Annotated in this window: 23 protein-coding genes; 15 read left to right on the forward strand and 8 right to left on the reverse strand. The window is 39.8% G+C overall.

Annotation, left to right across the window (positions count from 1 at the left end; genetic code table 11):
• Position 1: 1 nt before the first annotated feature.
• Both BUF13_RS01905 and BUF13_RS01910 read left to right on the forward strand, forming a co-directional pair.
• Positions 2–700 (forward strand): potassium channel family protein, encoded by a 699-nt coding sequence (locus BUF13_RS01905; RefSeq protein WP_073570053.1) that lies wholly within the window; start codon positions 2–4, stop codon positions 698–700.
• Between the two features lie 70 nt (positions 701–770).
• The gene (locus tag BUF13_RS01910) at positions 771–2,252 is read left to right on the forward strand and encodes a S10 family peptidase (protein WP_073570054.1); all 1,482 of its coding nucleotides are present in this window, start codon (positions 771–773) and stop codon (positions 2,250–2,252) included.
• Positions 2,253–2,969: 717 nt separating this feature from the next.
• On the opposite strand, the gene BUF13_RS01915 is transcribed toward BUF13_RS01910, so the two are convergent.
• Positions 2,970–3,839 (reverse strand): glutamate--tRNA ligase family protein, encoded by an 870-nt coding sequence (locus BUF13_RS01915; protein ID WP_073570055.1) that lies wholly within the window; start codon positions 3,837–3,839, stop codon positions 2,970–2,972.
• A gap of 41 nt (positions 3,840–3,880) precedes the next feature.
• Here BUF13_RS01915 and BUF13_RS01920 point away from each other — a divergent pair, with 41 nt between their 5' ends.
• Entirely contained in the window at positions 3,881–4,552 is a 672-nt protein-coding gene (locus BUF13_RS01920) for a DUF6503 family protein (protein ID WP_073570056.1), read from the forward strand.
• 67 nt (positions 4,553–4,619) lie between these two features.
• The gene (locus tag BUF13_RS01925) at positions 4,620–5,354 is read left to right on the forward strand and encodes a peptidase associated/transthyretin-like domain-containing protein (RefSeq protein WP_134204296.1); all 735 of its coding nucleotides are present in this window, start codon (positions 4,620–4,622) and stop codon (positions 5,352–5,354) included.
• On the opposite strand, the gene BUF13_RS01930 is transcribed toward BUF13_RS01925, so the two are convergent.
• Entirely contained in the window at positions 5,351–5,797 is a 447-nt protein-coding gene (locus BUF13_RS01930) for a DUF4442 domain-containing protein (protein ID WP_243839679.1), read from the reverse strand. The genes BUF13_RS01925 and BUF13_RS01930 overlap by 4 nt on opposite strands.
• A 151-nt stretch (positions 5,798–5,948) precedes the next feature.
• On the opposite strand from BUF13_RS01930, the gene BUF13_RS01935 reads away from it, so the two are divergent.
• The 3 genes from BUF13_RS01935 (at position 5,949) to imm31 (ending at position 7,557) form a co-directional block, all read left to right on the forward strand.
• Positions 5,949–6,743, forward strand: coding sequence for a M48 family metallopeptidase (locus tag BUF13_RS01935; RefSeq protein WP_455423376.1), 795 nt, complete (start codon positions 5,949–5,951; stop codon positions 6,741–6,743).
• Positions 6,744–6,819: 76 nt separating this feature from the next.
• Entirely contained in the window at positions 6,820–7,245 is a 426-nt protein-coding gene (locus tag BUF13_RS01940) for a hypothetical protein (protein ID WP_073570060.1), read from the forward strand.
• 30 nt (positions 7,246–7,275) lie between these two features.
• The gene (gene imm31 / locus BUF13_RS01945; RefSeq protein ID WP_073570061.1) at positions 7,276–7,557 is read left to right on the forward strand and encodes an Imm31 family immunity protein; all 282 of its coding nucleotides are present in this window, start codon (positions 7,276–7,278) and stop codon (positions 7,555–7,557) included.
• 516 nt (positions 7,558–8,073) lie between these two features.
• On the opposite strand, the gene BUF13_RS01955 is transcribed toward imm31, so the two are convergent.
• Both BUF13_RS01955 and BUF13_RS01960 read right to left on the reverse strand, forming a co-directional pair.
• Entirely contained in the window at positions 8,074–8,880 is an 807-nt protein-coding gene (locus BUF13_RS01955) for a 3'-5' exonuclease (RefSeq protein WP_073570063.1), read from the reverse strand.
• A 1-nt stretch (position 8,881) separates the two neighbouring features.
• On the reverse strand, positions 8,882–10,237 hold the full coding sequence (locus BUF13_RS01960) for a UDP-N-acetylmuramate--L-alanine ligase (protein ID WP_073570064.1): 1,356 nt from the start codon (positions 10,235–10,237) through the stop codon (positions 8,882–8,884).
• Between the two features lie 134 nt (positions 10,238–10,371).
• On the opposite strand from BUF13_RS01960, the gene BUF13_RS01965 reads away from it, so the two are divergent.
• From BUF13_RS01965 to BUF13_RS01975, 3 genes are all read left to right on the forward strand, one after another.
• The gene (locus tag BUF13_RS01965) at positions 10,372–11,055 is read left to right on the forward strand and encodes a lycopene cyclase domain-containing protein (RefSeq protein ID WP_134204298.1); all 684 of its coding nucleotides are present in this window, start codon (positions 10,372–10,374) and stop codon (positions 11,053–11,055) included.
• An 87-nt stretch (positions 11,056–11,142) separates the two neighbouring features.
• Positions 11,143–12,726, forward strand: coding sequence for a replicative DNA helicase (gene dnaB, locus BUF13_RS01970; protein WP_073570066.1), 1,584 nt, complete (start codon positions 11,143–11,145; stop codon positions 12,724–12,726).
• 1 nt (position 12,727) lies between these two features.
• Complete coding sequence (locus BUF13_RS01975; RefSeq protein ID WP_073570067.1) at positions 12,728–13,726, forward strand: zinc-binding dehydrogenase; 999 nt, start codon at positions 12,728–12,730, stop codon at positions 13,724–13,726.
• Positions 13,727–13,902: 176 nt separating this feature from the next.
• Here BUF13_RS01975 and BUF13_RS01980 read toward each other — a convergent pair whose 3' ends face one another.
• Positions 13,903–14,391, reverse strand: a complete 489-nt coding sequence (locus BUF13_RS01980) for a hypothetical protein (RefSeq protein WP_073570068.1) — start codon at positions 14,389–14,391, stop codon at positions 13,903–13,905.
• 84 nt (positions 14,392–14,475) lie between these two features.
• Between BUF13_RS01980 and BUF13_RS01985 the strand changes: the two genes are divergently transcribed.
• Positions 14,476–15,651, forward strand: coding sequence for a patatin-like phospholipase family protein (locus BUF13_RS01985; protein ID WP_073570069.1), 1,176 nt, complete (start codon positions 14,476–14,478; stop codon positions 15,649–15,651).
• Here the strand turns inward: BUF13_RS01985 and BUF13_RS01990 are convergent, their stop codons facing one another.
• Positions 15,652–15,984 (reverse strand): tetratricopeptide repeat protein, encoded by a 333-nt coding sequence (locus BUF13_RS01990; protein WP_073570070.1) that lies wholly within the window; start codon positions 15,982–15,984, stop codon positions 15,652–15,654.
• Positions 15,985–16,058: 74 nt separating this feature from the next.
• On the opposite strand from BUF13_RS01990, the gene BUF13_RS01995 reads away from it, so the two are divergent.
• The 4 genes from BUF13_RS01995 (at position 16,059) to BUF13_RS02010 (ending at position 19,770) form a co-directional block, all read left to right on the forward strand.
• A complete protein-coding gene (locus BUF13_RS01995) occupies positions 16,059–16,796 on the forward strand; it encodes an electron transfer flavoprotein subunit beta/FixA family protein (RefSeq protein ID WP_073570071.1) in 738 nt (245 codons plus the stop codon).
• A gap of 35 nt (positions 16,797–16,831) precedes the next feature.
• Positions 16,832–17,800: an electron transfer flavoprotein subunit alpha/FixB family protein gene (locus tag BUF13_RS02000; protein ID WP_073570072.1), complete on the forward strand. Its 969-nt coding sequence runs from the start codon at positions 16,832–16,834 to the stop codon at positions 17,798–17,800.
• A 6-nt stretch (positions 17,801–17,806) separates the two neighbouring features.
• Complete coding sequence (locus BUF13_RS02005) at positions 17,807–18,403, forward strand: bifunctional nuclease family protein (RefSeq protein WP_073570073.1); 597 nt, start codon at positions 17,807–17,809, stop codon at positions 18,401–18,403.
• A gap of 83 nt (positions 18,404–18,486) precedes the next feature.
• Positions 18,487–19,770 (forward strand): NupC/NupG family nucleoside CNT transporter, encoded by a 1,284-nt coding sequence (locus tag BUF13_RS02010; RefSeq protein ID WP_073570074.1) that lies wholly within the window; start codon positions 18,487–18,489, stop codon positions 19,768–19,770.
• Here BUF13_RS02010 and BUF13_RS02015 read toward each other — a convergent pair whose 3' ends face one another.
• Together BUF13_RS02015 and BUF13_RS02020 are read right to left on the reverse strand one after the other, a co-directional pair.
• Positions 19,771–20,781: a family 43 glycosylhydrolase gene (locus tag BUF13_RS02015; RefSeq protein ID WP_073570810.1), complete on the reverse strand. Its 1,011-nt coding sequence runs from the start codon at positions 20,779–20,781 to the stop codon at positions 19,771–19,773.
• A gap of 99 nt (positions 20,782–20,880) precedes the next feature.
• Entirely contained in the window at positions 20,881–22,353 is a 1,473-nt protein-coding gene (locus tag BUF13_RS02020) for a M28 family peptidase (protein ID WP_073570075.1), read from the reverse strand.
• Between the last annotated feature and the right edge of the window lie 6 nt (positions 22,354–22,359).

Raw genomic sequence — 22,359 nt, forward strand, 5'->3', positions numbered from 1 at the left:
TATGGTAGAAAGATTAGGGAAAAAGAGGACTTACGGAAGGTATTTTAAGCACTTTACCGATTATTGGCTCACAGATGCCAGTTTCGGTTTATTGCTATTGATTTTACTTTTTACAGTCTTTGTCTTACCCATTATGATTGAATATGGCCATATAGACATGGTATTTGTCAATATGGTCTTCCTTTTCTTATTCTTCACAGGAATCTGGTCTACGAGGGAAAAATTCTTGGTTTTTCTGACAACGGGTCTGTTTGTTACGCAATTGATCCTCAGGATTTTGAGGTTTTCAAATTTCCCTGTGGAGTTTTACCTAACCGAAAGGATAGTGGGGATCGCCAATATGATGGTGTTTATTTTTTTGAATATCAGACTCCTGTTTAGGGATCGAGAAATCAATGTTTACAGGGTCATCGGTGCCATTAATGTCTATCTCTGCTTGGCTATTCTGGGAGCTTTTGTTTTTGAAATTATCCATCTGACTGTAGGTCATAGTATTTCAGGAGAGTTGAACTTAAAGGGCTTAGATGAGGACTTCAGTCAATACATTTATTTCAGTTTGGTTTCATTGACGACAGTTGGATTTGGTGAACTTTACCCAGTCAATGTGATGTCCAGAATGCTTGCTGTATTTTTAAGTACCATCGGAATACTATATCCAGCGGTGGTGATTGCCAGATTGGTTTCAGAGAGCAAAAGTTAGCCCCATTGGTGTAAAAGCACCTGCATTTTTTAGGCATTCAGTTTAGCTTTCCTCAAAATCACTAAACTGTATGAGAAAAATTTACTTATCCGCTTTGTTTCTCCTTGGAATGACTGTGGCAATGGCTCAGGAAGATCGAAAGATTCCAGTAGAAACTCAGATTGAGAAAACCCACGAAACGACAATAAAGGGTAAAAAAGTCCCTTATAAGTCAATCACAGGAACCCAGCCTGTTTGGGATGAAAATGGAGATCCTATCGCATCTTTGTTTTATACCTATTATGAAAGAACGGACGTGTCCAATAAGGAAACCAGACCATTGGTGATTTCCTTCAATGGAGGTCCTGGATCTGCTTCTATCTGGATGCACTTGGCTTATACTGGACCGGTTATTTTGAACATCGACGATGAAGGTTATCCTGTGCAGCCTTATGGTTACAAATCCAATCCAAATTCCATTTTGGATGTGGCTGACATCGTTTATGTTGACCCGGTTAATACTGGCTATTCAAGAATTTTGGATCCTGAGAAAACTCCAAGATCCACTTTCTTTGGAATCAATTCAGATATCAAATACCTGGCTGATTGGGTTAACACTTTTGTAACCCGTGCTGGTAGATGGGCTTCTCCAAAATATTTGATTGGTGAAAGTTATGGTACCACTCGAGTTGCTGGTTTGGTTTCCCAGTTGCAAAATGCACATTGGATGTACTTCAACGGAGTCATCTTAGTGTCTCCGACCGATATGGGTATTGATAGAGATGGTCCTGTGAAAATGGCAAATTACTGGCCTTATTATGCTGCTACAGCATGGTATCATGGTCAATTGCCAGCTGACCTTCAAAGTCAGGATTTAGATGATATTATTTCAGTGGTTGAAAAGATGGCTGTTGATGAGATCCTTCCTGCGATGACCAAAGGAGGTAGCCTTTCTGATTCTGAAAAAGATGCGATTGCAGCTAAAATGGCTCGTTATTCTGGTATCAGCAAAGAATCAATCTTAGCTCATAATTTGATGGTTCCTACCAGTTTCTTCTGGAAAGAATTGCTTCGCGATGAAGGAATGACTGTAGGTCGTCTGGATAGCCGATACAAAGGTTTTGATAGCATGGATGCAGGTGATCGCTACGATTTTGATCCTGCATTGACTAGTTGGAATCACGCTTTTGCACCAGCTTTCAACATGTATGCAAGAGAGGTTTTAGGATTCGAAACTGATTTGACTTATAACCTTTTCGGCCCTGTTCACCCTTGGGATAGATCTAATGAAAGAACTGGTTATGATTTGGGTACAGCTATGAGACAAAATCCTTACTTGAACTTGATGGTACAGTCTGGATACTTTGATGGAGGAACAGATTTCTTCAATGCGAAGTATAGCACTTGGCAAATCGATTCAAATGGTAAGTTGAAGGATAGAATTTCATTTAAAGGGTACCGTTCAGGTCATATGATGTATTTGAGAGCAGAGGACTTGGCTACTTCCAATGAAGATATCCGTCAATTCATCCAAAACTCAATGGTTAAGCCTGATCAGCCAGCTAAGTATTAATAATCTTTCTGAAAATGAAAAAATTGAGCCCTGAAGCAATTCGGGGCTTTTTTTGTGTTTCACGGCTATACCTTTACCACTTTTTTCAGTAGGTATTATTCTTTGAAATGACATGCATCTAACTATATTTTTCCGTCCTTTTTCCTATAGGTGAAAAAGGACCAAAAAACCCACCGCTGTCCATTTTTGGGTTAAAATCAATTTCCTCCCCACACGTCGGCAAACTCCTCAATTTTGCATTGACTCTTGTCTAAACTTGAAGTTTGCAGTAACAAAATTTTCGTCAAACAAGCCTCCTAATTTCCATTTCTCACAATTGATTTTTTAACACCCAAAACTGGAAGGCGGATCCAGACTAAAATTGATGTTCTCGATTTAAATTAAGTTGATCCGTTTCTCTAATAGTCTAAAAATTAACACGTGATATTAACTGGACGATATGCCTTGAAGTGGCTGGTGACGGATTGAGGTCAACAAGCGTTAAGAAAATCGACTAGTTCCGAACTTGTTCGGAAATCCGGCGATTTTTAGCGTTTGAACCAATTCGGCAGAAAATGTCCGCAGGCATTTTCAAGCCAATTCAGGCAAAAGACTTTTGTGGACTTTTGGTCTTTCAAAAGTCCAATAAATTTTTTTACCAGTCTTATACTAGTTTAATTTTAGTGAATTTTGATATACACTGCCAGACTGATTATCGCTATTCAAAAAAGCTCCCATTTACGGAATCAACTCCTGGAAATCTTCAAACTTCTCAATGGGTTTTCCTGAAAATTCTCCAATGAGTTGATAGACATCATTCAGGCTTTTTCCTTCTTTTCGTAAAAACTGAAGAGAGGTAGAACCATCGGATTTGGATAGTTTTTTCTTTTTAGGCCCTTTGAGAATAGGATGGTGGAAGTATTGAATTTTTTGGTAATCAGGTAATCCTAGCGTTTCGGCTAAAAAACTCTGAGCCAAACTGGATCCATATAAATCCTGCCCACGAACGATCAGATCAACGCCAAACCTTAAATCATCAATCACAGAAGTCAATTGAAAGGAGGGAAGCCCGTCTCTTTTTCTCACAATAAAAAAAGAAGAATCCTGAGGAATCACTTCCCAAACTTTTTTGTCGGGGTATTGAATGATACTGACCAAATCACTTTCAAGGGAATTAATCCTCCAAGTTATTTCTGGCTTATCCAATGAAAGATTTCTTCCCAAACAATGTCCTAAATAATAACCGGAGGAATTCATTTGCGAGATTTTCTTTCGGGAGCAATTACATCCGAATAGAATACCTTTTTCTCGGAGTTGGTCCAAAGCGGATTCATAGCTATCCATCCGGAATTTTTGAGACCATTCTTCTTCCAGCTCTTTCCTGTTTTTGGGCCCTTTCTCGATTGGTATTTCTAAAAAATCCAAAGATTCAAAAATGTCCTCAACAAATTCCGGTCTATATCTCTCCTGATCCAGATCGTCAATTCTCAATAAAATTTTTGCTCCCGTTTTTTCTGCCAATGCTTTGGTTAATAAGAAAGAATAGGCATTTCCCAAATGGAGGAAACCACTCGGAGTAGGAGCAATACGCGTCAGGGTCGGATTCATTGCGCCAAATTAAGTAGATTGGAAAAAAAACAACCATCACAATGAAGCAGACCTTCAAAATATTTCTTTCATTGATAGTAGCATTTGGATTTAGCTCATGCCAATCTGACTCAGATAGAGTATTGACTGGACCTGAGTTGATCAAGAAATCTATTGAATTTCATGACCCAAAAGGCAATTGGGGGAGTTTTGAAGGAACATTCGTTTTTCAGGATAGTCTACCTCCAGGAAGAGATTCCCGATTTTATAAGGTCACTCTGGATAACTCAAAATCAAAGATGAAATACTGGATCGAAGGATTGGAATATGAGGTGATCAAAGATTCTGTTTCTGTGCTTGAAGGTGAGGTTGAGGATGCAAGAGCACTGAGAATGCGAAATTACTATACCTATCTCTGGGGTCTTCCTATGAAATTGCAAGATCCGGGTACGCAAATCGATTCTGAGGTCGCTGAAGAAGAAATTAAGGGCAAAACCTATAAGGTTGTGCGCGTTCCCTATGAAGAGGATATCTGGTATTTCTATTTAGATCCAGAAACCTTCCAAATGGAAGCCTATAAATTTTATAAAGATGAACCCAATCAGGTAGGAGAGATTATTTATTTGGAAGGATTGACAGAAACCAATGGAATGAAGATCCCAAGCAATAGAACCTGGTATAGAACTGAGAAACCAGAATTTTTAGGAACTGATCAATTGAAAAGTGTCGAATAAATTTCTCGATTAAGGTCTTTTAACCTGAAAAAGAATTCCAAAAACTCAGCATTCTCTATTTTTGAGCGTGAAAAAAATCATCTTCCTCTTTGCTTTTATGACTTTTGGGTTTTGCCTTTATGGGCAAACTACCTATTCAGGGAATATCCTGGATAGCAGTGATAAGGGCTATTTGGAAGGTGTAGATGTGCAAGTTATAGGTGGAAAAGAAACCGTAAAGTCCAATGGACGAGGATATTTTTCCATCCAAGCCACTTTAGGAGATACACTTAGATTGAGTTTTCCGGGCTTTATTGAGCAAAAAGTAGTTTTGGGAAGTGAGAGGTTCCTCATGATCCAATTACAGGATATGGCACGTTTTCTACCCACATTTGAAGTTCAGGGGAATGTTTATTCTTACCGAATGAAAGATGGCCGATTGGTTCTCAAAGATGAAAACGAAGCTGATTTGCCTTCTAGAAAGGGAGAGGTTTTGGCTGGATTCAAAGAGGATGACCCCAATGGCGGGGTGGTGATCAGTGGACCAATTTCTTATTTCACCAAGAAGGCTAGACAAGCCCGGGAATACGAAAAGAAGAAAATCTGGCATTCCAGACGTGAAGGATATTATCAGGTGATTGAATCAGATTCTGTTCAGCAGGAAATGATGGAAAAGTACGATTTGGATTCTCAGGAATGGGATGATTTAGTGATCAAATTCAATCAGTTTCACCAGAGTCACGAATTTTTAGATTGGTCAGAAGCCAAAGTCAAGAAAAGTTTGGATGAGTTTTTTCGTTTTGAAACCGAGTTCTCCTTTTAGGATTTTCTTTTAAAAGACCAGGTGATAAAGAATCTGGCAACCATTTCACCAGAAGGGTTCCTCCCAGTTGAAACCATTGTCAGCGTCGCTGTATCATTGACTTCCATTGAATCGATCAAAGCAAAGAGTTCTTGTCCCTGATCACAGGTGAGCAATATCTTTTGATCAGCTTTCTTGTGGAATTCTGCTTTAAAATCTACTACCAACATGCTGAATTTTCCTTTTCCTGCAATTGCCATTTGACACAAGGCCCCGGTACTTAATTCACCTGCACCAGCCAAGGCGGCAAAGTAAATCGAACGAAAAGGATTTTGACTTCTCCAGAAATAGGGGATGCTAACCTCACACTTATTTTGATCCAAAGTTTTGATTTTCAATCTCCAGAAAACCGCTGACGGAAGTTTGAAAAGCATGGCAAACCAAAAAATTAGTGGATTTGTCATTTTCTTCTGGTATTCCAGTCTTTCTTTTGTCAATTTTGTGGTGGTTACGCTAGTTTCCATAGAATAATAATATCATTTAAAATACGAATTTTTGCTTGGCATCATGAAGCTGGTATCCTTTTTGGATTTTTAAAAGCAAATAAAATTTAGAATCATGAAAAAAATCATCATCCTATTGTTGACAGGTTTAGTGGTCTATTCCTGTGCAAAAGTTCCTTTAACAGGTAGAAATCAATTGGCTATGGTGGATAATGCCGAAATCATGCCTTTGGTGGAGGAGCAATATGATCAAGTGTTGAAAGAGAACAAAGTCGTGACAAATACCGCAGACGGTCAAAGCGTCGTAAGGGTAGGAAAACGCATTTCTGCTGCCGTAGAGGCCTTTTTGATCCAAGAAGGCTACCAAGAATTGGTGGAAACCTTTGAGTGGGAGTTTAACCTTTTGGAGTCGGATCAGGTCAATGCTTGGTGTATGCCTGGTGGTCTGGTTGCCTTCTACACGGGTATCATGCCGGTAACTCAGAATGAAACTGGAATCGCTGTGGTTATGGGCCATGAGGTAGCACACGCGGTTGCTTCCCATGCTAGAGAACGTATGTCAAATGGCTTGATTGCCAATATGGGGCTTAGTGTTTTGTCTACTGCAATGGGACAAAATCCAACTATGACCCAGCAAATTTTTCTACAATCTGTGGGTATGGGTTCTCAGTTGGGAATGTTGAGTTTCTCCAGAAAGCACGAATTGGAAGCTGATGAATTGGGATTAATATTTATGGCGATGGCTGGATATGATCCTCGTGAAGCACCGATCTTCTGGGAAAGAATGTCTTCAGCTGGGGGAGAAGCGCCACCTGAATTCCTTTCTACTCACCCGGGTCCAGATAGAAGAATCGAAAGATTGAATGCCAATATGGATAAGGCATTGAAATACTATAATCCACAATAATCAAATGAACCTATCAAAGCGAAAAGCCGAAGTCTGAGAAGATTTCGGCTTTTCAATTATATCTTTAAATCATGTTATGATAAGAAAGCAGAACGGCCTACAGAATTATAAGGTTCCAGAAAAAGAGTTAAGATGGGCCTATTTATTTTTTGGATTGTTATTAGCATGGGCTTTCGGGAATCTCTGTTATAAAGCTTACATTGGATATACCTCGGAAATAAGATATACTGTTATTAATTTCTATGAGAAGTATTATGATAGTAAAGGTACTGGAATGAAAGTTTTTTATTTGGTAGATGGAGAAACAATTAAAGAAGTGTGTTTTTCATTTGATTGTAAACAAGTTCAAAAAGGGGAAAGGAGATTGGGTTATTACTTTGTTGATGACCCCTCCTTTTTTGGAATTCTTTATGATATAAAGGTACCTTCTTCCGTAATGCCTCCTCAGAATGGTTGGGAGACTATTCCTGATTATTTGAAGCCTAAAAAGAAGAGAAGTTAGATTTTTGTTTATTAAAATTGAAAAGTAAAATTGAAGGCTAGATTTGATTATTATGAAATCGTATTGTTAAAAGATTCTTCTTTTACTAAAAGTAAAGGTATTATGGGATTAACGGGCCTAGTTTTGGGAAAATCAAAGAACGAAAATGATGTTTGGGGGTATGCTATTTATCTTTTTGAATTAGAAGAGGTTTGGGATTTGGACGAAGATTTTTTAGAAAGCACAGGTCATTTTTCATCAAAAGAAGATTTTTATGATGGAAATAGTGTCCAAGTAAAAGTTAAAAATGGGAAAGGCGAAACGGATGATTAGTTTAATTGACTACATCCAATTTGTTTTTTTCTATCGAAATAGGAAATTTGATCTTTCTTAAAGGGGTATTTAAAAAAAGAGATCGATAATGAAGAAATTTAGATATATAATAGTTTTAACTTTCTTTTCAATTGTTGTACAAGTATATTTAAATATAGACGATCTTTCAAAAGCATTTGGTGGTGTTGTTTTTCAATTTATAGCATCTGGTCTAATAGGTTGGGTATTTTCTCAATTTTATAATAAGTATTATAAGTCCTCTAGGTTAGTGTGGTGGGCAAGATTCTATGCTTTAATGATTTTAGGTTCAATAGTTATGCACTATATTGGAGTGACCTAATAAAATTTGAGTTTAGCTAAAATGATTTGTTCCTCGGCAATTTTCAATAGTTTAGTTCCTCCTGAATAACTACAGCTCTCAATTTGCCTTAACAGCAATTATAAAAATAAAAGCCGAAATCTATCAAGATTACGGCTTTGTACTTTATAGCTTAATATCAAATAACTTAAAGATAACTACCTGTTATTAAAGCCTCTTAGCTTCACTTGAGTTAGTTTTCTTTTGGTATCCAATGGGAAATCGCCACGCATCATCCAATCATAATAACCTGGTTCTTCTTTGAAAACCTGCTCGATTGGTTTGCCTTTGTGCTTGCCAAAATTGAAGATTTCCACACCCTCTGAATTGAAGATGAAACGACCGGCCAAATCCACCATTTTTTCATTGACCAAATCATGGATTTTCTTCATATCATTTTCAAAAACTCCAAGCTTATTTCCCTGCAAGTCTTCTGCTTCTTCTCCGATATATCTCTCTACTTGCGCTCTGAAAACATCCAAAGTAGCTAAAGTGTCAGCTTCTGCACTATGGGCATTTTCCAACTTTTTACCACAATAGAATTTGTAGGCAGCGGTCAGATTTCTTTTTTCCATCAAATGGAAAATCTTCTGGGCATCCAAAAGATTTCGTTTGTCCAGATCGAAATCAATTCCAGCTCTCAAGAACTCCTCAACTAATAAAGGGATATCGTACTTCAAGACATTAAAACCTGCCAAATCAGCTCCCCCGATAAATTGATGGATATCTTTGGCCAAGTCCTTGAAAGTAGGTTCGTTTTTGATGTCCTTGTCATAAATCCCGTGGATCAAAGAGGACTCCAGAGGGATAGGAATTCCCGGATTAATTCGTCTAGTATATATTTCCTGTCCGCCATCTGGATGAACCTTGACGATGGAAATCTCGACGATTCTGTCGGTTCCCACATTGGTACCAGTGGCTTCCAGATCGAAAAATGCAATTGCGTTCTTTAAGTTTAAATCCATTTTATTCAAATTTTGCTTTGATGCCTTCCAAGTCCATGTTGTCATAGTTTCCGGAGCTCATCAACAGCAGATTCGTGTTAGTATAATCTTTTTCCAAAAGGTACGATTTTAAAGCCTGACTATCAGTAAATAGCTTCAAATCCTTCCTTTTAAATCCATTTCTCAGTGTTTCTTCATCCATCAATTCCAATCTTTTCATGGCTGCTGCATGTGGATTCAAGTAGATAATTGCCTCATCCGGGGAGTCCATCGTGCCTTCGTAATTGGGAAGGAAATCCTTGTTCAAAGATGAGTAGGTATGGAGTTCCTGAACCGCTATTAACCTGCGTTCCGGAAACTGGGATTTGACAGCATTCGCTGTTGCTTTCAATTTGGATGGGGCGTGGGCAAAATCACGATATAAAGCTCTGTCTTCCTTCGCTTTAATCAATTCCATTCTTTTGGCAGCACCTTTAAAAGACTGGATTGAATCATAGAATTGACTTTCGGTCAAACTCAAAGCTTCGCATACTTTTTTGGCACCCAACAGGTTTTGAAGATTGTGTTCTCCAAATATTTGAATCGGGATTTCTCCCTGTGAAGTCAATAGAACTGTTTTTCCATTTCGGATTTCAGCAGGATGAGCCTGATATGGATTCTTTTTTCCTTTCATTTCACTGCTTTCAGATTCTTCTTTGACCAAAGGATCTGCTTCACAGTAAATCAATTCACCGCCTTCAGGTGTCATATCAATCAATTGTCTGAATTGATTTTTGTATTCATCAAAATCGGGGAAAACATTGAAGTGGTCCCAGGCTATCCCAGAAAGCAAAGCAATATCATGCTTGTAATGGAAGAATTTAGGGCGTCTGTCAAGGGGAGAAGTTAGGTATTCATCTCCTTCGATGATGATAACAGGTGCATCAGAGAGACGTACCATCAGATCAAAACCTTCGATCTGCGCACCTACCAAATAGTCAAAATCCACTCCCTGATCTTTCAGAACATGCAAGATGATGGAAGTTATGGAGGTTTTACCGTGTGATCCGGCAATAACTACGCGCTTTTTATCCTTGCTTTGATTGTAGATGAATTCAGGAAAAGAATAAACCGGAATCCCCAGTTCTTTGGCTTTTACCAATTCAGGATTGTCGATTCGGGCGTGCATACCCAGAATAATCCCGTCCAATCCTTCGTGTATTTTTACAGGAAACCAGCCAAATTCTTCAGGAAGAATTCCTGCCTTATTCAATCGGGTTTTGGAAGGTTCGTAAATTTCATCGTCAGATCCTGTGACATGATATCCTTTTTGGACAAGTGCCAAAGCTAGATTGTGCATCACAGCACCTCCAATTGCGATAAAATGGAAATTTTTCATGGTGTTGGTTTGGTATTCTGGGTTCAAACTTAAAAATAATAAACGGCCGAATTTGGAAAAAGCTGAATTGCTTCCCAATTTTTTGAGGCCTTGTCATTTTCTGTATTTTCGCATGCGAATTTAATTTTTCAAGAATGCTGCCAGACAAATACGCCTACCTAATCTTATCACTTTTATATATGATCGCCTGGGCGATTGTTTATTGGAAAAACCCGTGGAAGAGCGGAATGATCAAAGTGTGTGCAGTTGGTGGGATTATGGGAGTGATAGCTGAGGTTTGGTATTTCAGGGATTATTGGAGACCTCCGACGCTGTTTGGAGAAGGTATGGTCGGGATCGAAGATTATATCATCGGCTTTGCCTTGTTTGGAGTGGGAGGGTATATCCATTCTTCTTTTACTAAAAAGGAGATTAATTACGATAAGCAAACTCCTGCCAAAAACTGGAATTTCTTTGTCCTGTTTTTATTGGGTTGTGGAAGTTTGACCCTTTTTAGCATCGGTCTTGGGATTCATTCCGGTTATGTGACCTTTTTGACCTTCTTTTTGCTTTCTGTTTATATCTGGATTCAAAGACCTGATTTGATTGGCCTTTCCTTGATTTCAGGTTTTGCTACGCTAGCGATATCCTTTTTGATTTATTACATCAATTTTAATATTCTTTTTCCTGATTTCTGGGACAAATATGGAATGTTGGATGAGCCTATTTTGGGTTTTAAAATCGCCAATATTCCTCTTTCAGAGATGTTGTGGCACTTTAGCTGGGCCATGCTGTGCTCGATGTTCCGTGGATATCGAAATGGCGTATATTATAAATGATCCTGAGTATCAATCGGATTGATTTTTGTTGATAAGTATTGTAAAACTTGTTTAAAACTCTTGACTTAAAGGAGATACATTTGTTGTATGAGCGAGAAGACGGACTTTCAGAGAAACAATAGAAAAAAAGGGAATTACAGTGCACCCAATAGCATGGGAAAAGTACCACCTCAAGCGGTTGATTTGGAGGAAGCTGTATTGGGCGCATTGATGTTGGAAAAGGATGCCTTGACCAATGTAATTGATATTCTGAAGGTAGAATCTTTCTATAAAGACGCTCACCAAGTAATTTTTAGGGCCATTTTGGACCTTTTTACCGAATCTCAACCGATCGATTTGTTGACTGTAACTGCACAGTTGAGAAGGAATGGTACTTTGGAGGTAGCCGGTGGAGCATTCTATGTGACCGAATTGACTTCGAAAGTTGCCTCAGCGGCCAATATCGAATATCACGCAAGAATCATTACCGAGCAGGCAATTAAGCGTGAACTGATTAGTATTGCTTCCGAAATCCAAAAAGACGCTTTCGAGGATACCACAGATGTCTTTGAACTTTTGGATAAAATGGAACAGTCACTTTTTGAGATTTCTGAGAAAAACATCCGTAAAAACTATGCGGATATGAAATCCATCATGCGTGAAGCATTTGCAGAATTGGAATCCAAGAAGCATCAAAAAGATGGTTTGACAGGGGTTCCTTCAGGCTTTACTGCATTGGATAGGGTGACTTCCGGTTGGCAAAAAGCAGATTTGGTCATCATCGCTGCCCGTCCTGCGATGGGTAAAACGGCCTTTGTACTTTCGGTTTTGAGAAATGCCGCTGTTGATCACAACAAGCCTGTTGCTATCTTCTCTTTGGAAATGTCCTCAGTTCAGATGGTGAATCGTTTGATTTCATCTGAAGCTGAATTGGATTCTGAAAAAATCAAAAAAGGATCTTTGGCAGAGCATGAATGGGCTCAATTGGTACATAAAACCGCCAAGCTTTCCAAAGCACCGCTTTTCATTGATGATACACCGGCATTGTCCATTTTGGAATTGAGAGCTAAGGCTAGAAAGCTAAAAGCCCAGCACGATATTCAAATGATTGTAATTGACTACTTGCAGTTGATGTCCGGAGACTCAAAAAGTAGCGGAGGTGGAAACCGTGAACAAGAAATCGCGAGTATTTCCCGAGCCCTGAAGAAAATCGCCAAGGAATTGATGATTCCTGTGATTGCACTTTCTCAGCTTTCCCGTGCGGTAGAAACCAGGGGAGGAGATAAGAGACCTCAGCTATCGGATTTGAGGGAATCAGGAGCCATCGAGCAGGATGCGGATATGGTAATGTTCCTTTATCGTCCGGAATACTATGGTATCACTGAGGATGAAGAGCATAACTCAACTCAAGGAGTCGGCGAAGTTATCATCGCCAAGCATAGAAATGGTTCTTTGGATACAGTAAAACTTCGCTTTATCGGTCGATTTACACGATTTACAGATTTGGATAATTTCGGTGGTTTTGGAGCTCCAGCCATGAATCCAGCAGAGCCTATGTATGGGAATAAATTTGCGTCACAATCCAGCGGAGCTGGAGATTTTGACTCAGGAAGAACCATCAAAATGCAATCTAAAGCCAATGATGACCTGGATGATTTGTTAAATTCGGAATCAAAGCCAACTGATTTTTAAAATGAAAGGAATAGTCCTCGATCTAGATTCAAAAAGTAAAATTTCATACCAGGAAGTCCCTTCCAAATCTCTAGAGACGGATCAGGTTCGTATCCAAATCAAAGCTGCGGCATTAAATCACCGAGATGAATGGTGTAGACAGGGGAAATATCCCAATCTGACCATTGGAGTGATTTTGGGTTCGGATGGGTCTGGAGTAATTATTGAGTTGGGATCTGATGTGAAAGGATTTCAAATAGGTCAGGAGGTGATCATCAATCCTGCGATGAATTGGGGAGAAAACCAAGAGGCTCAATCGAAGGATTTTTTGATCATGGGTACGCCACATGACGGGACCCTTTCGGAGGAAGTGGTAGTTGCTTCCGACCGAGTTCATGCGAAACCCAATCATCTGAATTTTGAGGAAGCAGCAGCATTGCCTTTGGCAGGCTTGACTGCTTATCGAGCCATAATGTACCAGGCCAAAACCCAAGCCACTGAAAAAGTCCTGATTTCAGGATTTGGGGGAGGAGTAGCCCAGTTTGCAGCTCAATTTGCATTGGGGCTAGGAGCTGAAGTTTATATCACAACCAGTAGTCCTGCGAAATTGGAAAAAGCAATTTCATTGGGTGCAAAGGGTGGTTTCGACTACAGAGATTCCCAATGGGTTGATAATGCCAATGCTGAGGTTGGAGGTTTTGATGTAATCATCGATGGTGCTTCTGGCGATGGATTGAATGATTTGATCAAAGTAGCTAAGCCAGGGGGTAGAATTGTGATTTATGGAGCAACTCAAGGTAATCCAAGTACCTTAGAAGCTCGGAGAATTTTTTGGAATCAGATTAAAATCATGGGCAGCACCATGGGCTCTGATCAAGACTTTGATGATATGTTGACTTTCGTTCAAAACTATCAAATCAAGCCCATAGTAGATGCCATTTTTCCTTTCGCAAAGGCTGAAGAAGCTTTTGATAAAATGAGGGATGGTAAGCAAATGGGTAAGATTGTATTAGTTCCTTAAAGACCTTATGGTACTTTTTAAATACAAAAAGTACCTTCGTCCTGATCTGTGCCTGCCTACGGAAGGTAGGTCTCCACGGATCATTTTAGGACCAAAGAGCTCAAATAAACAAGTGGGTTTCTGACCTTGTTTAGTAACAAATCGTTCGTGAAGGCATGAACGAGGGAGATTAGGAACTAAACCACTCTATAAGTCTCTCCAAACTCCTTTCTGGCAATTCTATAGACTTCATCAAAATCCGGTGAAGTCACCAAAAAGTCACCTGGCTTTAAGATCATTGATTCGCCCCAAGAGGCTTCAAAACAGATTTCTTCATTTTCACCCAATTTGGCAATATCCTCCTTTGAAATTTCAATGGCCCAGATGGTGATTTTGGATTGATAAGTGGCCCAACCTTTTTCCAAAGCTTCTTTCATTTCATAGCGCTTCTCAAAAGAGTTTTCTCTGACCAAATACAATTCAGAAGAACTAGTCTGATTTTCTACCAAGTAATCTCCCTTTCGAGCCGTGTTTTTGGTTTCTACACCATCAGAAGTTTTAGTCAATATGGTTTCACCTTCAATCGCCTTTTTGGCTTTGATCAAAGAAGTTTTTTGGTATTGCTTCCCTTGACTTTTAAAAATTGGAAGGAAGTGCTCCAGCATCTGTTTTTGAGAAACTTGCATAAAAATTGGCTTTGAATTAAAGTACTGAAATTCAATTTACTAAATTGAATAGGAATAATTTTTAACCAATTTAAAAGAATTTTTATGAAAACTCTGGCTGAAAAATTTGATGCAAAAACAGGAAAGAAAAGGATTCTCGCATTGGATGGAGGCGGAATTCGGGGAGCCTTGACACTCGGGTATCTCAAGCATCTAGAGGATATTATCAGAAAGCAACATGACAATCCGGAAATGTTGCTTTGTGAATATTTTGATATGATTGGAGGGACAAGTACAGGGTCAATTATTGCTGCGGCTTTGGCTAAAGGAATGAGTGTAGATGAAATCAAAGACAAGTATTTTGAATTGGGAACCAAGATTTTTGGAAAGAAATATAAGTGGTACAGGATCTTTGAAATTGATGATTTGCTGAAAGCAAAGTATGATGATAAGGCATTGGTGAAGGAACTTCAAAACGTGTTTGGCGATACTTTATTGGGAGATCAGGAAGCAGTCAAGACCGCCTTGGTAATTGTTGCCAAACGAGCGGATACAAATTCAGTCTGGCCACTTAATAATCATCCAAAAGGCAAGTTTTACGATTCTGGCAATGGAAATAACAAGGCCATTCCCATTTGGAAATGTGTCAGGGCCAGTGCTGCAGCGCCAACCTACTTTTTGCCGCAATCCATTGAAGTAGGAGGAGATAACGGGTTTGCTGCCTTTGTGGATGGAGGTGTCAGTATGGCCAATAATCCAGCTCTCCAATGCCTGATGGTGGCGACTTTGAAAGGATTTCCTTACCGATGGCAAATGGGAGAGGACAATCTGATGATCGTCTCTGTTGGAACAGGAATGACTCGCTGGAAAAAGCTTCCCAAAAATATTGGAAAAAGCACTTTGCTGAATTGGGCTGCAAATCTTCCTGAGATGTTTATGCAGGATGCAAGCTGGCAAAACCAACAAATACTCCAGTGGCTTTCCAATTCACCGACCAGTGTTGAAATTGATTCCGAGGTCACCGCTTTGGAAGATGATATTTTGAGTGATGAACCAGGTAGAAAGAAAGGATTGATCCACTACCTGCGCTATAATGTGTTCTTGGATCCGGTGGATTTGAATGAGCGCTTTAAACCAGAGAAACCCTATACGCAGAAAGATGCTGAAAATCTGGCTGCAATGGATAATGCCAAGAACTGCAAGCAGTTATTTGATTTGGGATTTCAGGCTGGAGCTCAAGAATTGAAACCAAAGCATTTTCCTGAGCAATTCAAAGTTTGATCAGTCTAGGTCGTTTTCAAAAAGGAAGTTTTGATATGCATTGTTTAGCTCCTGTAACGTCTTGGTTTCTAGCTTGGTTTTAGCCAATTCGATACCCTTTTCGAAGGTTTCTTGCGCCTTTTCTAAATCATCCCATTCTGCAAAGAAATGTGCTGCTGGATAGTAAGTTGGAAGGTATTCTGGGAATTCAATCAAGAGTTTCTCGAATAGATTCTGAGACTCCTTAGGTTCACTTTCTTGAAGCTCCAGGGCCAATGCATAAATGTTGAAAGGGTTTTCTGGCTCTTCTGAAATAAATTGTCGGAGTAGCTCTATCCGGTCTAAATTGCCCATGAATTGTTTTTTTAATTAAGGGATGACTGTTATTTTCACGCGAAATAAAACTAAAATAATCTAATCCGAAACCAATGAAGATTCTTGTTTGTATAACCCATGTGCCGGACACTACTTCCAAGATTCAGTTTACTGCCGACAATACCAAATTTGATACGACTGGGGTTCAGTTCATTATTGGACCATATGATGATTATGCCTTGGCGAGAGCTGTGGAATTGAGAGATCAAACCAGTGGAAAATTAACGGTTTTGAATGTAGGTGAATCTGAAACGGAACCTACTTTAAGAAAAGCCTTGGCAATCGGTGCCGATGAGGCGATCCGAGTTAATGCCAGTCCAAAGGATTCTTTTTTCGTAGCTGAGCAAATCGCTCACTATGCAAAAGAAGGAGGATATGATTTGATTTTGATGGGTAGAGAATCAATCGATTTCAATGGCGGAATGGTCCATGGAATGGTTGGAGAGATTTTGGGAATGCCTTCATTTTCTCCAGTTATGAAATTGGATTTGGATGGTACTTCTGTGACTATGTCAAGAGAAATTGAGGGAGGAAAAGAGGTAGTTGAAGCTTCTTTGCCTTTGATTGCAGGATGTCAGGAACCAATCGCTGAGTGGAAAATTCCAAATATGAGAGGGATTATGTCTGCTAGAACCAAGCCATTGAATGTAGTGGAACCAGTATCCGAAGAAACCCAAGCAGTTGCTGTAAAGTATGAGCTTCCTCCAGCTAAAGGAGCAGTGAAGTTGATCGACAAAGACAATGTGTCTGAGTTGGTGAAATTGTTGAAAAACGAAGCAAAAGTACTTTAAGCAATTTTTAATAACTTACGATAAATCAAGAGAATATGTCCGTTTTAGTATATATAGAACATGCCGAAGGAAAAGTGAAGAAAACCAGCTTAGAGGCGGTTTCCTTTGCAAATGCTTTGGCAGCAAAAACAGGAGAGGGAGATGTAGTAGCTTTGGCATTGGGAGCTATTGACCAGGCTGAATTAGCTGCTGTTGGAAAAGCAGGAGCTGCAAAAGTTTTGCAGGTTTCTGATTCAAGATTGGATGCAGGAGTGATCCAAGCGCATGCAACTGCGGTGGCTCAAGCTTTTGAAAAAGCAGGTGCAAGTACAGTTGTTTTAGCAAAGTCTTCTTTGGGAGATGCTGTAGCTGCAAGATTGTCAATTAAAATCAAGGCAGGTTTGGTTTCCAACGTAGTAGAATTGCCCAATACAGATGGTGGATACTTGGTGAAAAGAAGTATATATACTGGAAAGGCATTTGCTGAAACTAGCTTGACAACAGCCAATAAAATTTTGGCAGTGAAGAAAAATGCGGTTGATCTGAAGACAGATGGTGGAGATGCTGCTGTTGAAGCTTTGGAAGTGTCAATTCCTGATTCTGATTTTGCTTCAAAAATTGTTTCTACAGAAAGAGCAACCGGTGAAGTGCTTCTACCGGAAGCTGATATTGTAGTGTCTGGAGGTCGTGGAATGAAAGGCCCTGAAAACTGGGGAATGATCGAAGATTTGGCGAAAACTTTGGGAGCGGCCACAGGTTGTTCTAAGCCAGTGTCTGACATGGGATGGAGACCTCATCATGAGCACGTTGGACAAACAGGAGTGAAAGTTGCCCCTAGTTTGTACATCGCAATAGGAATTTCAGGTGCGATTCAGCATCTTGCAGGGGTCAATTCTTCTAAATGTATAGTCGTAATCAACAAGGATCCGGAAGCTCCATTTTTCAAAGCTGCTGATTATGGGATTGTTGGCGATGCATTTGAGGTTGTTCCTAAATTAAACGAAGCACTTAAAGCAGAACTTTAAATTTTTGTGGAGAAACTCATAGAACTTGAGATTTTGGGCCTTTCGTCCAACCATTCCCAATCAGGGTCTTTTACTCTGGTGCTGGGAGAGGTAGGGGGAATCAGGAGATTACCGATTGTCATTGGAATGTTTGAAGCGCAGGCTATTGCTCTGGAGATTGAAAAAATCATCCCGAACAGGCCTATGACTCATGACCTTTTCAAATCCTTTGCTCATGGATTTAATTTTGACATCGATCAGATTGTGATTACAGATATGAAAGAGGGTGTTTTCTACGCCAAAATTCAATGTAAAAGCGAAAGGATCGATGCTGAAATTGATGCCAGACCTTCGGATGCAATTGCAATTGCGATTCGCTTTGGCTGTCCTATTTTCTGTAGTGAAAAAGCCATGTCAGAAGGTGCAGTCGAGCATTATGAAGTAGAAGGACAAGAAAGTCAAACCAGCAAACCTGAACCGGCACAAAAGTTTCCAACAAAAAAGGAACCTTCATTGAAAGATTATAGTCTTGACAAACTCAACCAGATGCTTGATAAGGCGATTTCCAATGAAGATTATGAGAAAGCCGCAAGAATTCGAGACGAAATCAATAAAAGAAACTAATCAATTTAAAGTCCTGAGAAATCAGGACTTTTTTCTTGCCCTTGACTTCCCTATTTTTAGCGCTTTATTTGAAACAATAACGCATGGATTATATCAGAGGAGTCCTCGGATTACTTGTCATCGTAGGTGTTGCCTATTTATTCTCTAACAACAGAAGAAAGATTGATTGGAGATTGGTTGGAATAGGAATCACACTCCAATTGATTTTTGGATTTTTGATCACCAAAGTGCCTATCGTAGCTTCTGGCTTTTCATTACTTTCCGATGGTTTTGTGAAATTCCTGAGTTTCTCTGAAGATGGAGCCAGGTTCATTTTTGGAGATTTAGCTGGGGATACATACGGATTCATCTTTGCCTTTAAGGTATTGCCTACAATTGTCTTTTTCTCAACGGTTTCTGCAGGATTGTATTATCTGGGAATTCTTCAAAAAATCGTGTTTGCCATTGCTTGGGTGATGGCTAGAACCATGCGTCTTTCCGGTCCTGAAAGTTTATCAGCTGCTGGGAATATCTTTCTAGGCCAAACGGAAGCACCATTGCTTGTCAGACCTTTTATCCCTCAAATGAGTAAATCCGAATTGATGTGCTTGATGACAGGGGGAATGGCAACCATTGCAGGGGGTGTTTTGGCTGGATATGTGGCTTTTTTGGGAGGAGATAGTTTAGAGGAGCAAAGTAGATTTGCAGCCTATCTTTTGGGAGCAAGTATCATGAATGCACCTGCAGCGATTGTGTTATCCAAGATTTTTATACCTGAGACAGAAAAAGAATTGATTCAGGATAAGTTGGAGGTTAATAAAGAGAGTTTGGGAGTCAATTTGATAGACGCCATGTCCATCGGCGCTTCTGACGGTCTTAAACTGGCTTTGAATGTAGGAGCAATGCTTTTGGCATTTATCGCTGTCATAGCAGCTATTAATTATGTTTTAGCAGGTGTCATTGGAGAGTTTACCGGTTTGAATGCCTTTGTGGCAAGTTCAACCAATGGTCAATTTGATGGATTCTCACTGGAATACATTTTTGGTCAGATTTTCCGGGTATTCGCCTGGGTAATCGGGGTGGAGTGGGATGATACCCTTCAGGTTGGAAGTTTATTGGGGCAGAAAACTGTGATCAATGAGTTTGTAGCCTATTTATCCCTTTCAGAAATGAAGGAAGTTGGATCCCTATCTGCGAAATCCATTGTGATTGCTACTTATGCTCTCTGTGGTTTTTCCAATTTCTCCTCCATTGCAATTCAGTTGGGAGGGATCAGCATCATTGCTCCCAATCAGCAGGGGAATTTGAGTAGATTGGGCTTGAAATCATTGATGGCTGCCTCATTGGCCTGTTTGATGACTGCTACCATCGCAGGAATGCTTTTCTAATCATTCTTGGAAATAAGGAGCGGTTTGTTCTTCCAAATTGGGCGATTGATTTAGGATTGTTGGCCAATCAGATTCCCATTGGATTGGATCCAGGAATAGTGATCTTCGGTTAGCTCCATTGGAAAGTCTGGCTTTGGTGCGCACCATCCCATGATATAGTAACCAATCTTGATTGTGATCGTCTGTGATGATTTCTGCATTGTGTCCCGGCCCAGCGACTTGATCATTTCCTTGTATGACCAAAGTTCCTGATCCACCCTCCAACAGAGATTTTCCATGTTGGTCCAAATATGGTCCTTCTAACTTGCTTGCTCTTCCAACTAAAACTCTGTAACTGCTATTTTCACCTTCACAGCAAGTTCCTGCCGAGCCAAATAAGTAGTAAAAGCCATTTCTAAAGTGGATATAAGACGCTTCCAAATGATTTCCCGCTAAATGGATTTTTTCTCCAATAGCCTTTTTACCATCCTCAGTTAGCTCAGATAAATAAAGGCCATGGAAACTTCCCCATATCAGATATTTCTTTCCATTTTCCTCCCAATAAAAGGGATCAATGGAGTTTTTTACTCCAATTTCTTCTGAAGTAAATACCGGCCCTTGATCAATAAAAGGACCGTTTGGAGTTTTGGAAATGGCCAACCCGATTCCTGGATTTGGATCTCCCCAAGTCGAAAAAGAGTAATACATGTAATATTGACCATCTACCTCTGTGACATCTGGTGCCCAAATTCCGCCTTTAGGTTTCCAGCTGGGTTTAGATTCAAAGGAGTCTCCTTGCAAATCCCAGTTGATTAAATCCGTTGATTTTAAAACCGGAACCAAATGATACCCACCTTCTTCAGCCCAATTGTCCTCCGTCCCATAGGCATAAAATTGATTCCCAATTCTTAGCACTGTTGGGTCTGCTAAAACAGGTTCAAAAACTGGATTTTGAAAAGTATGGTTTTGAGATTCCGGATTGGAAATCAGAGAAAATAAGCTCAGAAAAAATGGAATAAAGGACCAGTTCATTGGAATATGTTTTTGCAAGGATTGAATATTGAGATTATTGGGCAAAAAGAAAAGCAAGCCATCAAATGACTTGCTTTCAGTTTATTAGGTCGGCAATTATTATTTGCCGTAAAGAATTTTTCCTGCTTCTTCGTATTTGTCTCCTGCAACCCAAGTTGGTTGGTTTGGATCATTAGCAATCATTTCAGCTGAAAGGATAAATGCTTTCCAATATTTCACTGCGTAGTCCAAATCGAAATTGTCAACGTGATCTCCTGGCTTGTGATAATACTTTTGGATTTCATCATCAAATGCGCGGAAACCTAAGGAAAAGGTCGGTGCTGGAATTCCTTTTCTGGCAAAATTTACGTTGTCGGAACGGTCGTACAAACCCTGCTCTGGAGATGGGTCTGCAATTGCTTCCAATCCCATTTCAGACACGGCTTGGTTGATGTGGAAGTCACCAGTAGTTCTTCCTAAACCAATTACTGTGATCACTGAAGTGTCATTGTAACCGCCATTGTCAATGTTTAAGTTATAGATAATTTCATCCAAAGGAAGCAATGGATTTTCAGCGAAATATCTTGAACCCAACAATCCTTTTTCTTCAGCTGTCCAAAGAGCCAACAAAATGGATCTTTTAGGAGGGTTTTTAGCAAAATATCTAGCAGCATTCATCACAGCAACAGTTCCCACTGCATTGTCTCGCGCTCCGTTGTAAATAGAATCACCTTCTGCATCTGGTCTTCCTACGCCCACGTGATCATAGTGAGCTGAAAGCATGATGTATTCATCTTTCAAAGCAGGGTCGGTACCTTCTATGTAGGCTATGACATTTTTTCCTTCAATGGATTTGGAAGTTTTTCCTTCAATCTGAAGCGTAGAGCTAGAAAGATTATCTTGGCTCATGGCTGTTCTGATGGTGTTGTCTAAGTCTTTCACCCAGATGTAAGGCAAGTCCGAACTGGCACCTTGATCGATTCCTAGCGTGGTTCTATTCAAGTAATTTGCAGCCATTTGCCATGGAACAGAAGGAACATTGAATCGCTCAATCAAAGCAATAGCTCCAGCTTCTTTAGCCAAAGCTGTTTTTTCTCTTCCTAATGAAAAAAGATCAGCAGGACCCAATCGGTTAGGGGCTCCCACATTGGAGATAGCGATTTTCCCTTTCAAATCTTTTCCTTCCAAATCTTCTGCTAGACCAAAACCAACATCAACCAATTCATAGGTTCCATCAATAGATTTACCATCTAAAACCAATAAGTCTTTTCCTTGTTCGTAAGTGGTTTTTCCAAACTGAACACTTCCTTTTGTCGGAGGAGCAGAAAGTCGGAAGGGGATATCTTGATAATAACCATTGGCTCCGGCAAGTGGTTTTGCACCGGCTTTTTCAAGCTCATTGGCAATGTATGTGTATGCTTTTACGATTTCTGGTCTAGCAGGGTCTCTTCCCATCAATTCGTCGGAAGCCAAATAGGTGAAATCAGCAATTGCCTCTTTGTCCTTAAAGGATTTTTTGACTTGATTTTTTTGGGCTAAAATGGGGTTGGCTGCAAATAAAAGCATTCCCAATCCCAAGCAGTATTTATTCATAGGGTA

Source organism: Algoriphagus zhangzhouensis (genome assembly GCF_900148515.1).
Lineage (GTDB): Bacteria > Bacteroidota > Bacteroidia > Cytophagales > Cyclobacteriaceae > Algoriphagus > Algoriphagus zhangzhouensis.

Excerpts from the sequence above, each read along its gene's own strand:
- BUF13_RS01930 (WP_243839679.1), bottom strand. The coding sequence starts at position 5,797 with ATGACAAATCCACTAATTTTTTGGTTTGCCATGCTTTTCAAACTTCCG.
- BUF13_RS01960 (WP_073570064.1), bottom strand. The coding sequence starts at position 10,237 with ATGAAAAATTTCCATTTTATCGCAATTGGAGGTGCTGTGATGCACAAT.
- BUF13_RS02000 (WP_073570072.1), top strand. The coding sequence starts at position 16,832 with ATGTCCGTTTTAGTATATATAGAACATGCCGAAGGAAAAGTGAAGAAA.
- dnaB (WP_073570066.1), top strand. The coding sequence starts at position 11,143 with ATGAGCGAGAAGACGGACTTTCAGAGAAACAATAGAAAAAAAGGGAAT.
- BUF13_RS01940 (WP_073570060.1), top strand. The coding sequence starts at position 6,820 with ATGATAAGAAAGCAGAACGGCCTACAGAATTATAAGGTTCCAGAAAAA.
- BUF13_RS01980 (WP_073570068.1), bottom strand. The coding sequence starts at position 14,391 with ATGCAAGTTTCTCAAAAACAGATGCTGGAGCACTTCCTTCCAATTTTT.
- BUF13_RS01995 (WP_073570071.1), top strand. The coding sequence starts at position 16,059 with ATGAAGATTCTTGTTTGTATAACCCATGTGCCGGACACTACTTCCAAG.
- BUF13_RS01910 (WP_073570054.1), top strand. The coding sequence starts at position 771 with ATGAGAAAAATTTACTTATCCGCTTTGTTTCTCCTTGGAATGACTGTG.
- BUF13_RS01920 (WP_073570056.1), top strand. The coding sequence starts at position 3,881 with ATGAAGCAGACCTTCAAAATATTTCTTTCATTGATAGTAGCATTTGGA.
- BUF13_RS02010 (WP_073570074.1), top strand. The coding sequence starts at position 18,487 with ATGGATTATATCAGAGGAGTCCTCGGATTACTTGTCATCGTAGGTGTT.
- BUF13_RS01985 (WP_073570069.1), top strand. The coding sequence starts at position 14,476 with ATGAAAACTCTGGCTGAAAAATTTGATGCAAAAACAGGAAAGAAAAGG.
- BUF13_RS01965 (WP_134204298.1), top strand. The coding sequence starts at position 10,372 with ATGCTGCCAGACAAATACGCCTACCTAATCTTATCACTTTTATATATG.
- BUF13_RS01990 (WP_073570070.1), bottom strand. The coding sequence starts at position 15,984 with ATGGGCAATTTAGACCGGATAGAGCTACTCCGACAATTTATTTCAGAA.
- BUF13_RS01915 (WP_073570055.1), bottom strand. The coding sequence starts at position 3,839 with ATGAATCCGACCCTGACGCGTATTGCTCCTACTCCGAGTGGTTTCCTC.
- BUF13_RS02015 (WP_073570810.1), bottom strand. The coding sequence starts at position 20,781 with ATGAACTGGTCCTTTATTCCATTTTTTCTGAGCTTATTTTCTCTGATT.
- BUF13_RS01955 (WP_073570063.1), bottom strand. The coding sequence starts at position 8,880 with ATGGATTTAAACTTAAAGAACGCAATTGCATTTTTCGATCTGGAAGCC.
- BUF13_RS01905 (WP_073570053.1), top strand. The coding sequence starts at position 2 with ATGGTAGAAAGATTAGGGAAAAAGAGGACTTACGGAAGGTATTTTAAG.
- BUF13_RS02020 (WP_073570075.1), bottom strand. The coding sequence starts at position 22,353 with ATGAATAAATACTGCTTGGGATTGGGAATGCTTTTATTTGCAGCCAAC.
- BUF13_RS01975 (WP_073570067.1), top strand. The coding sequence starts at position 12,728 with ATGAAAGGAATAGTCCTCGATCTAGATTCAAAAAGTAAAATTTCATAC.